Source organism: Vescimonas sp. (assembly GCF_057856985.1).
The window spans coordinates 19,000-29,648 of the sequence record NZ_DBLZXX010000021.1; the positions used below are offsets into that span (position 1 = coordinate 19,000).

Sequence of the window (10,649 nt, forward strand, 5' to 3'; positions counted from 1 at the left end):
GAGAAAATGGCGGAAAGATTACCGTTTTTTACATTATTTGAGAGCTTTCAGGCACCGCGGCAGCTGCGGCTGCTGCTGCACGACGCCTACGTCACCGGCGGCGCGCTGGATCGGGAGGCCCGTACCATCGAGGTGCAGGCCGTCAGCAGCGAAACAGTGCCGGAGGCGGCGGTGACATCGTTGGAGCACATGCTGGCCCAGCAATACGACCTGCGTCGGGTACAGCTGCGGTTCAGCGCGCCGGCTACTGCCGGAAAGGGCGGCAGCGACCTGCTCTACGGCAAGGAGATCAAGGGCCGCGTGGTGCCGGTGGGGGAGCTGAATCTGAAGATGGGCTCCGCTGTGGTGGAGGGCCGCGTGTTCGGCATGGAGTGCTATGAGACACGGCGGCCAGGTCAGTGGTGCATGAACTTCGACATGACCGATGAGCACGGTTCCGTCTCCGTGCGGAAGTATATGGACGAGAAGGAGGCCAGGGTACTGGGCGGCGCTGTCAGCGACGGCATGTGGCTGCGGGTGCAGGGCAAGCTGGCGCTGAGCTTCGACGGCAAGGACGTACAGCTCCAGCCGGTGAGCATCATGCGCATCCAGCATCAGGGCCGGAAGGATACCGCGCCGGAGAAGCGGGTGGAGCTGCACCTGCATACCCAGATGAGCACCATGGACGCCATCACCGATGTGGGAAAGGTGGTGGCGCAGGCGGCATCGTGGGGACACCCTGCCATCGCCATCACGGATCATGGCACAGTGCAGGCATTCCCCAAGGCCCGGGACGCCGGCAAGAAGGGAAAGATCAAGATCCTCTACGGTGTGGAGGGCTATTTTGTCAACAATCTGGACGACCGCATCGCCGTACACGGTGAGCAGGATCAGGATTTCGCCGACGAGATCGTGTGCTTCGACATCGAGACCACGGGCCTGAAGGTGCGGCGGGAGGCCATCACCGAGATCGGTGCGGTGGTGCTGAAGAACGGGGAGATCACGGAGCGGTTTCAGACCTTCGTGAACCCCAACCGGCGGCTGACGCCGGAGATCATCGGCCTTACCGGCATCACCGATGCCATGCTGGCCGATGCACCCCAGCTGAAGGACGCACTGACGGCGTTTTTACAGTTCGTGAACGGGAGACCGCTGGCGGCCCACAACGCGGAGTTCGACATCAGCTTCATCCGCGAGGGGTGCCGGAAGGTGGGGCTGGAGTTCGACCCCACCTACGTAGACTCCCTTATCCTGGCGCAGAACCTGCTGCCGGAGCTGCACAAGTACAAGCTGGACATCGTAGCGGAGCATCTGGACCTGCCCGCCTTCAACCACCACCGTGCCTCCGATGACGCGGCCATGGTGGGGTATATGCTCATCCCGTTTTTTGAGAAAATGCGCAGGGAGATGGGCATCCACCGGCTCCAGCAGATCAACGGGGAGATGCTGAAGCTGCGGCCGGAGGGCGGAAAGAGCAACCGCCATCCCAAGCACATCATCATTCTGGCCAAGAACAAGCTGGGCCTGAAGCACCTGTACCAGCTGATCTCGGCGTCCAATCTGAAATATTTCAAGCGCGTGCCCATCATTCCCAAGACGGAGCTGGCGGCCCATCGGGAGGGGCTCATCATCGGCTCGGCCTGCGAGGCGGGCGAGCTGTTCCGCGCCGTGGCTGACGGCAGCAAGGACTGGGCGGAGCTGAAGCGCATCGCGTCGTTCTACGACTATCTGGAGATCCAGCCCATCTGCAACAACATGTTCATGCTTCGCAAGGGGGATGTCCAGTCGGAGGAGGAGCTGCGGGATTTCAACCGCACCATCGTCCGGCTGGGGCAGGAGCTGGGCAAGCCGGTGTGCGCCACCGGCGACGTGCATTTTCAGGAGCCGGAGGATGAGGTGTACCGCCACATCCTGCTGGCCAGCAAGAAGTTCCCCGATGCCGATGCACCGCTGCCCATCTACTTCAAGACAACAGACGAGATGCTGAAGGAGTTCGCGTACCTGGGGACAGAGACGGCCCACAAGGTAGTCATCGACGACCCGCGGCACATTGCCGACTGCATCGAGGATATCGAGCTGCTGCCACCGGGGCAGCTGTTCCCGCCGCGCCTGGAAAACTCCGAGCAGGAGCTGCACGACATGGTGTGGGACAAGTGCCATGAGCTGTACGGGGAGGAGCCGCCGCAGCTCATCGTGGACCGTCTGGACGTGGAGCTGAAAAGCATCCTGGGCAAGTACGACGTGGTGTATATGTCCGCCCAGAAGCTGGTGCAGCGCAGTCTGGAGAACGGCTATCTGGTGGGCTCGCGAGGCTCCGTGGGCTCCAGTCTGGTGGCGTACATGTCGGGCATCACGGAGGTGAACTCCCTGCCTCCCCACTACCGCTGCCCCAAGTGCAAAAATACGGAGTTCATCACAGACGGCAGCTACGGCTGCGGCGCGGACATGCCGGACAAGATCTGCCCTGTGTGCGGGGAAAAGTACGTCAAGGACGGCTTTGACATCCCCTTTGAGACGTTCCTGGGCTACGGCGGCGGCAAGGTGCCGGATATCGACCTGAACTTCTCCGGCGAATATCAGGCCCGCGCTCACCAGCACGCTATCGAGATGTTCGGAAAGACCCAGGTGTTCCGCGCCGGCACCATCGGTACGCTGGCGGAAAAGACCGCCTTCGGCATGGTGAAAAAGTATCTGGAGGAGCGAGGACAGACGGCCTCCAACGCCGAGATGAACCGGCTGACTCAGGGCTGCGTGGGCGTGCGGCGCACCACCGGCCAGCACCCGGGCGGCCTGGTGGTGGTGCCGGACGACATGGACGTGGAGGATTTCACCGCTGTGCAGCACCCCGCCGACGATGCGGAGAGCGATACCATCACCACCCATTTTGAATACCACTGCATGGAGGATAACCTGCTGAAGCTGGACATGCTGGGACACGATGATCCCACCATGATCCGGATGCTGGAGGATCTTACCGGCGTCAACGCACGGGCTATCCCGTTGGACGACCCCGATACCATGAGCATCTTCACGTCCTCCAGGGTGCTGGGCTTCGAGAATGACGAGATCCTCGGCCCCACCGGCGCCGTGGCCATCCCCGAGTTCAACACACGCTTCACCCGCGGCATGCTGATGGACACCCAGCCCAGGGATTTCAACACGCTGGTGCGTCTGTCCGGCTTCTCCCACGGTACCGACGTGTGGCTGGGCAACGCCAGGGAACTGATCGTCAGCGGCACCGCCTCCGTTCTGGAGACGGTGGGCTGCCGCGACGACATTATGCTGTACCTCATCTCCATGGGGCTGGACCCCAAGATGTCCTTCAAGATCATGGAAGCCGTCCGTAAAGGCAAGGTGAAGAAGGGCGGCTTTCAGGAGGGATGGGAGGAGGCCATGCGGGACCATCAGGTGCCGGACTGGTACATCGAATCCCTGGCCAAGATCGGCTACCTGTTCCCCAAGGCCCACGCCGTGGCCTACGTGATGATGGCGTTCCGCATCGCATGGTTCAAGGTGCATAGGCCGCTGGCGTTCTACGCCACTTTCTTCTCCATCCGCGCCAAGGCGTTTGACGCCGAGTACTGCTGCGCCGGTCTGGACGCGGTAAAGCAGAAGATCAAGGAGATCGAAAACAACAAGGACGCCACCGATGTGGAGCAGAACCTGATGGTGACGCTGGAGGTGTGCTACGAGTTCTATCTGCGGGGCTTCCACTTTGATACCATCGACATCTATAAGTCCGACGCCACCCGCTTTGTGGTGACGGAGAACGGCCTGCTGCCTCCCTTCGTGACGGTACACGGCCTGGGCGAGTCGGCGGCGCTGGACACGGTGGAAAAGCGGAAAGGCAAGACCTTTATCTCCGTGGAGGAGTTTGCCAATACGTGCAGCAAGCTGAGTAAGACCCACATCGAGCAGCTCAAGTCCCTGGGCGCCTTCGCCGGAATGGCGGACACCAGCCAGGTCAGCCTGTTCTGAGAAGTTGTGCCGGTATCGGTGCATTTTTCGTGAAATTTGGCATAATGACGAAAAACGGGACTTGACAATCGGCAAAAAAGCGATAAAATAGGGTGTAATATCGACATATGCGATGAGGGAAAAAAGACGAGGCAGGCCCGCCGAAAGAGAGCCGGCGGCTGGTGTGAGCCGGTGGGGGCGCTTCGTTGTACTGGCTCCGGAGCTTTCCGCCTGAACAGGGCGGGACGGCGGCGCACCGTTACCGGCGCGGCCCCTTGCAAGAGGGGAACTGAGCGCCGCACAGGCAACTGGCGGCGGGATCAGGGTGGTAACACGTGACATGCGTCCCTGACTGCGAAAGCAGTCAGGGACGTTTTTTTATCAGCAGTTAACAAAATTCAGATACAAGGAGAAGCGACATGTATTACGATTTTGCGGCCATTGAAAAGAAATGGCAGGCCAATTGGGAAAAAACCAAGCCCTATGCCGCCGTCACCGGCGACAAGCGACCCAAGTTCTACGGACTCATCGAGTTCCCCTATCCCTCCGGTCAGGGCCTGCATGTGGGCCATCCCCGCCCCTTCACGGCCATGGACATCGTCACCCGCAAAAAGCGGATGGAGGGCTACAACGTGCTGTTCCCCATTGGCTTCGACGCCTTTGGCCTGCCCACGGAGAACTACGCCATCAAGAACCATATCCATCCGGCTGTGGTGACCAAAAACAATATCGCCAATTTCACCAGCCAGCTGAAGATGCTGGGCTACGGCTTTGACTGGGATCGCTGCGTGGACACCACCGACCCCGACTACTACAAGTGGACCCAGTGGATATTCCTGCAGATGTTCAAGCACGGTCTGGCCTATAAGACCACCATGCCTGTGAACTGGTGCACCAGCTGCAAGTGCGTGCTGGCCAACGAGGAAGTGGTCAACGGCGTGTGTGAGCGCTGCGGCAGCGAAGTCATCCGCAAGGAAAAGAGCCAGTGGATGCTGAAGATCACCGCCTACGCCCAGCGTCTCATCGACGATCTGGAGGACGTGGATTTCATCGAGCGCGTGAAGATCCAGCAGCGCAACTGGATCGGCCGCTCTACCGGCGCCGAGGTGACGTTCCAGACCAACGTGGGCGACGAGGTGACGGTGTACACCACCCGTGCCGATACCCTGTTCGGTACGACTTACATGGTCATCTCTCCCGAGCATCCCATGCTGAAGAAGTGGCAGCCCCTGATCAAGAACTGGGACGCCGTGGAGGCGTATCAGGAGGAGGCGGCTCACAAGTCCGACTTTGAGCGCGGCGAGCTGAACAAGGAAAAGACCGGCGTGCGGCTGGAGGGTATTGAGGTCATGAACCCCGTGACCCATCAGGCCCTGCCCATGTTCGTGTCCGACTACGTCCTCATGGGCTACGGTACCGGTATCGTCATGGGCGTGCCCGGTCACGACCAGCGCGACTGGGAATTCGCCAAGAAGTTCGGTCTGCCCATCATCGAGGTGGTCAAGGGCGGCGATGTCACCAAGGAGGCCTTTGTGGCCAAGGACGACAGCGCCATCATGGTCAACTCCGGCTTCCTCAACGGCATGACCGTGAAGGAGGCCATCCCCGCCATGAAGAAGTACGTGGTGGAGCAGGGCTTCGGCAAGGAGAAGGTCAACTACAAGCTGCGTGACTGGGTGTTCTCCCGCCAGCGCTACTGGGGCGAGCCTATCCCCCTGGTGAACTGCGAGAAGTGCGGCTGGGTGGCCCTGCCGGAGGAGCAGCTGCCGCTGGTACTGCCTCAGGTGGAGAGCTACGAGCCCACGGATGACGGCGAGAGTCCCCTGAGCAAGATGACCGACTGGGTCAACACCACCTGCCCCTGCTGCGGCGGTCCCGCCAAGCGCGAGACGGATACCATGCCCCAGTGGGCCGGCTCCAGCTGGTACTTCCTGCGGTATATGGACCCCCACAACGACAAGGCTCTGGCCAGCAAGGAAGCACTGGACTACTGGTCCCCTGTGGACTGGTACAACGGCGGCATGGAGCACACCACGCTGCACCTGCTGTACTCCCGCTTCTGGCATAAGTTCCTGTACGACATCGGCGTGGTGCCCACCAAGGAGCCCTACGCCAAGCGCACCAGCCACGGCATGATCCTGGGTGAGGGCGGTGAGAAGATGTCCAAGTCCCGCGGCAACGTGGTGAACCCCAACGACATCGTGGCGCAGTACGGCGCAGACACCATGCGCCTGCACATCATGTTCATCGGCGACTTCGAGAAGGCCGTCACCTGGAGCAACGAGGCCGTCAAGGGCTCCAAGCGCTTCCTGGACCGCTGCTTCAACCTGCAGGACATTGCCACCGCCGAGGAGACCATCTCCGCCAAGAACGAGTCCATCGTTCACAAGACCATCAAGAAGGTGACGCAGGACATCGATGAGCTGAAGATGAACACCGCCATCGCCGCCATGATGACCATGGTCAACGAGCTCTACGCCAACGGCTGCTCCAAGGGCGATGTGGAGATGCTGTGCCTGCTGCTGAGCCCCTTCGCCCCCCATATGGTGGAGGAGATGTGGGAGAACATGGGCTTTGCCGCCAAGTACGGCAAGATGGCCATGCAGATGCCCTGGCCCACCCATGACGAGGCCAAGACCGTGGATTCCCACGTGGAGATGGCCGTGCAGGTCAACGGCAAGCTGAAGGGCACCGTCACTGTTCCAATGGACAGCGATGAGGCCGCCGTGGTGGCCGCCGCCATGGACACCGATAAGGTGAAGAAGGCCGTGGAGGGCATGTCTGTGGTCAAGACCATTCATGTCAAGAACAAGCTGGTGAACCTGATCGTCAAGCCTGCCAAGTAAAAATGCACTTTTTGCGGAAAACTGCTTGACAAGGCGGCGTTTCACCGGTATAATACACCCGTTAGTCATGCGAATGGCTCTTAAAGAGCACCCAGGATCGAGCCGGGTGCATCGGAGGGAGGGAAATATAGATGTCTGAAGTTCACGTCAAGGAAGGCGAGTCCCTGGACAGCGCTCTGAAGCGTTTCAAGAGAAGCTGCGCCAAGGCAGGCGTTCTGGCCGAGGTGCGTAAGAGAGAGTGCTATGAAAGCCCCAGTGTCAAGCGCCGCAAGAAGTCCGAGGCCGCGCGCAAGAACCGCAATAAGCGTTATTATTGATCCTGAAAGAGCCCGAGGGTGATTCCCTCGGGCTCTTATCCTTTGCCCAGCAGCCGCGGAAGCGCCTCCATCGCTTCCGGCAGGGCCAGAAAGCCGGCAGGGATGCCCAACTCCGTGCCCAGCGCTATCTTGCGGTGCAGAGTGTCGGCATCGTCGAACAGTACGAAGTGGGTCATGCCGCTCTGTTCGTAGGTGAAGTAGCGGGCGCACAGCTCCGGCGAGAAGAATACGGTGCGGCGGCCCCGCAGCTCTGTCAGCTGCTGCGGTGTCAGGGCCGTACCGGTGCCGTAGGGCGCGGGGAGGGAGAAGTCCATCCGCACGCAGGCCAGATCCAGTGCCAGACGCCGGGCCCCAAAGCGGCGGCAGGCGTCCCTCAGCCGCTGGCGCAGCGTCCCGCCGGACAGGGCGGTGCTCACCACCACGCGGGCATCGGGGACCATATGGCCGCAGGGCTCCGCAACGTACAGGGCGCGGCCATACCGGCGGCACAGCTCCGCCAGGGCGGACAGCGCCGCGGCAGGCAGCTGCGGCTCTATGACCACGCCGGTATAGCGGCGGCGCAGACACTCCCGCAGGATGTCCCGGGCCAGCGTGTCCGGCTGCGGTACAGCGGGGTTTTCCGGCCCTGTCAGCAGCAGGAGCCCACCCTGCACGTGGGCGGGCAGCGTCAGCGATGTCAGGCGGCCCTCCTCCACGCCATAGGCGGCGTGCAGGAGCGGCAGGCCCCAGCGGGCCGCGTTACCCAGACAGCACGGTGCCGCGGCCAGATACAGCTGCATGCGGAACACCCCCTTGTATTTCCGGCGGACGGATGGTACACTATATGTATGAGAGGAGGCGGCAGCCTATGCGATTTTCCCTGCGGCCGGATCGGGTATTCGACGGCTACGAGCAGATAGAGGGGCAGGAGCTGGCCCGACGGGGCATCCGGCTGCTGCTGTGCGACCTGGACTACACCCTGGCGCCCAAGTCTCAGCGGGAGCCGGACGAGACGGTACGCCGCTGGATCGGCCAGATGCGTCAGGCGGGGGTAGAGGTGATGATCCTGTCTAACAACCGCAGTCCTGCCAGAGTGGAGCAGTTCTGCCGCGAGCTGGGCATCACCTACGAGGGACACGCCAAAAAGCCACGAACCGTAGGGTTCCGCAGGGCCATGGCCCGCTGCGGCGTGACGCCCAAGGAGACGGCCATGCTGGGCGATAAGCTGCTGACGGACATGCTGGGCGCCAACCGCAGCGGCATACTGGCGCTGATGGTGGAGCCCCGCGGCGGCGCGAAAGGCGCGTGGAACAAGGTGCTCCACGCCTTACAGCGGCCGTGGAAGGCGGCGGCGCGGGAAAAATAGAAGGAGAAGGCAACTTTTTTCACCGGAAACCCTTGCCAAACAGGTACTTATCATGTAGAATATACGAGGCCAAATTTCGGCCGGTATCATTTACTCGAGGGAATCGTGATGTTCCCTCATCAATATGGGAGGAATATCAATATGGCAACTATTACCGCCGGTGATTTCAGAAACGGCAAGACCTTTGAGATGGACGGCAAGGTCATGCAGGTCGTGGAGTTCCAGCACGTCAAGCCCGGCAAGGGCGCGGCCTTCGTGCGTACCAAGATGCGCAACGTGGTGACCGGTGCTGTGACTGAGACCTCTTTCAACCCCACCGCCAAGTTCGAGGAGGCCTTTGTGGACCGCCGCGACATGGAGTACAGCTACAACGACGGCGACCTGTACTATTTCATGGACCAGGAGACCTACGACATGGTGCCCCTGAACAAGGAGCTGCTGGGTGATGCGTTCCGCTTCATCAAGGAGAACACCATGTGCAAGGTGCTGAGCTATAAGGGCAACGTGTTCGGCCTGGAGTGCCCCAACTTCATGGATCTGGAGGTCACCGAGACCGAGCCCGGTCTGGCCGGCAACACCGCCACTAATACCCTGAAGCCCGCCACCGTGGAGACCGGCGCTGAGGTGAAGGTGCCCCTGTTCATCAACATCGGCGACAAGATCACCATCGACACCCGTACCGGCGAGTATATCGGCCGCACCAAGTAAATCAATCAACCAACCACCGTACAGAAAGGAGCCGAACATGGAGATCTCTGAAAAGGTAGCATATCTGAAGGGTCTGGCCGAGGGCCTGAACCTGGATACCGAGAGCAAGGAAGGCAAGCTGATCGCCGCCATCATTGACGTGCTGGACGACATGGCGGAGAAGTTCGCCGACGTCGAGGACGAGCTGTGCGACGTGGAGGACGGTCTGGATGCTGTCAGCGACGACCTCAGCGATGTGGAGGAGACCCTGTACTTCGCGCTGGACGACGATGAGGACGAGGACGAGGATGAAGACGACGAGGAAGAGGAGTGCTTCATGACCAACTGCCCCGAGTGCGAGGAGGAGGTCTACTTCGACGAGTCCGTTCTGGAGGACGGCGAGGTCATCTGCCCCAATTGCGGCGCCAAGCTGGAGTTCGATCTCAGCGATCTGGCCAACGATGAGGACGAGGATCAGGAGTAATTCCAAAAACAAAAAAGAACCGCCGAGAGGCGGTTCTTTTTTTGCGCAAAACGGCTATTCCCAAATGCTGTACAGCTGTGTGACAAGCTGTCCCGTGACGTCCACATCGCAGAGCATATAGGGCCTTTCGCCGCCGAGATCTGTCAACAGCAGCTCGTTGATGCCGTCGCCGTCTACATCCTCCACGCGATAGTCCACGCGGCGTCCCGCGTCCGGCAGGAGCATCAGCACCTGCCGCTGCTCCGGCTGCTCCGGAATGGGAATAAAGAAGTAGGTGGCACCGTAACCGTCAAGATGCGCTGAGAAGGTCTCCTCAAAGCCGAAAAGTGGCTTTTCCATGGGCTGCGCCGGACTGCTGCCAAAGCCGCCTATGGCGGTCACCGTCAGATATTCCGGCAGTTCGTCACACCACGTGATCTCATTGGTACGGCGGTCGTATGCCATGTGATATTGGGGGTGTGACAGAATGGAGTTTACATAACGCCATCCGATTTGGAGGGTAGAAGTGTCCATGTCCGCCGGACAGCGCAGCTTCAGGAGATCCGAGGAAAGGCTGCCGGCATCCGTGACGTAGAGCCATGTACCGTCCGCGGTATACTCTGCTTGCTGGATCAGGCCGCAAAGCTCCTCCGTATACCGGTAGGGGTTTGTCAGGTCGAGATGGATATGCCGGATGGCAAAAAGGGCGATGATGAGGAGAAACGCTGCTGCCGCGGCGCTGACGCCGGTGAGCCATTGGCGGCGCTGCCGCTTCTGGTTGTTGTCCGCCATCTCCACCACGGCGCGCAGCGTCTCATTTTCCGCAGGGTACTTTTTTTCTTCCATAGCTTGCTCCTTTTCCTCTGCAGGCGCGGCGCACCGGAGGAGCGCGGCTGCCGTCAGACCCAAAGCCGTGGCCAACGGCTCCAGAAGCGTGACGTCGGGGTAGGAAAGCCCCGTCTCCCTTAATTAAAGATATTGTTGGGTAAAAAAGAAAGGTCAGTCGATTTTGCCGATGAAGCGGTAGTAGATTTCTACTTCCTGCTCACGGCTTC

Annotated in this window: 8 protein-coding genes; 6 read left to right on the plus strand and 2 right to left on the minus strand. The window is 60.7% G+C overall.

Annotated elements, in window-relative coordinates:
• Positions 1-6: 6 nt before the first annotated feature.
• From ACZM22_RS09780 to rpsU, 3 genes are all read left to right on the plus strand, one after another.
• Positions 7-3,957, plus strand: coding sequence for a PolC-type DNA polymerase III (locus ACZM22_RS09780; RefSeq protein WP_489543920.1), 3,951 nt, complete (start codon positions 7-9; stop codon positions 3,955-3,957).
• Positions 3,958-4,355: 398 nt separating this feature from the next.
• The gene (gene leuS, locus ACZM22_RS09785; protein WP_489543921.1) at positions 4,356-6,782 is read left to right on the plus strand and encodes a leucine--tRNA ligase; all 2,427 of its coding nucleotides are present in this window, start codon (positions 4,356-4,358) and stop codon (positions 6,780-6,782) included.
• 131 nt (positions 6,783-6,913) lie between these two features.
• A complete protein-coding gene (gene rpsU, locus ACZM22_RS09790; RefSeq protein ID WP_021859008.1) occupies positions 6,914-7,099 on the plus strand; it encodes a 30S ribosomal protein S21 in 186 nt (61 codons plus the stop codon).
• Between the two features lie 35 nt (positions 7,100-7,134).
• On the opposite strand, the gene ACZM22_RS09795 is transcribed toward rpsU, so the two are convergent.
• Positions 7,135-7,878 (minus strand): hypothetical protein, encoded by a 744-nt coding sequence (locus tag ACZM22_RS09795; protein WP_489543922.1) that lies wholly within the window; start codon positions 7,876-7,878, stop codon positions 7,135-7,137.
• A 68-nt stretch (positions 7,879-7,946) separates the two neighbouring features.
• On the opposite strand from ACZM22_RS09795, the gene ACZM22_RS09800 reads away from it, so the two are divergent.
• The 3 genes from ACZM22_RS09800 to ACZM22_RS09810 all read left to right on the plus strand — a co-directional run bounded on the left by ACZM22_RS09800 (position 7,947) and on the right by ACZM22_RS09810 (position 9,615).
• Complete coding sequence (locus tag ACZM22_RS09800) at positions 7,947-8,444, plus strand: YqeG family HAD IIIA-type phosphatase (RefSeq protein ID WP_483268936.1); 498 nt, start codon at positions 7,947-7,949, stop codon at positions 8,442-8,444.
• Positions 8,445-8,585: 141 nt separating this feature from the next.
• Entirely contained in the window at positions 8,586-9,152 is a 567-nt protein-coding gene (gene efp / locus ACZM22_RS09805) for an elongation factor P (protein ID WP_483268937.1), read from the plus strand.
• A gap of 37 nt (positions 9,153-9,189) precedes the next feature.
• The gene (locus ACZM22_RS09810) at positions 9,190-9,615 is read left to right on the plus strand and encodes a CD1247 N-terminal domain-containing protein (RefSeq protein ID WP_483268938.1); all 426 of its coding nucleotides are present in this window, start codon (positions 9,190-9,192) and stop codon (positions 9,613-9,615) included.
• Between the two features lie 54 nt (positions 9,616-9,669).
• Here ACZM22_RS09810 and ACZM22_RS09815 read toward each other — a convergent pair whose 3' ends face one another.
• Entirely contained in the window at positions 9,670-10,440 is a 771-nt protein-coding gene (locus tag ACZM22_RS09815) for a hypothetical protein (RefSeq protein ID WP_489543923.1), read from the minus strand.
• Positions 10,441-10,649: the final 209 nt, after the last annotated feature.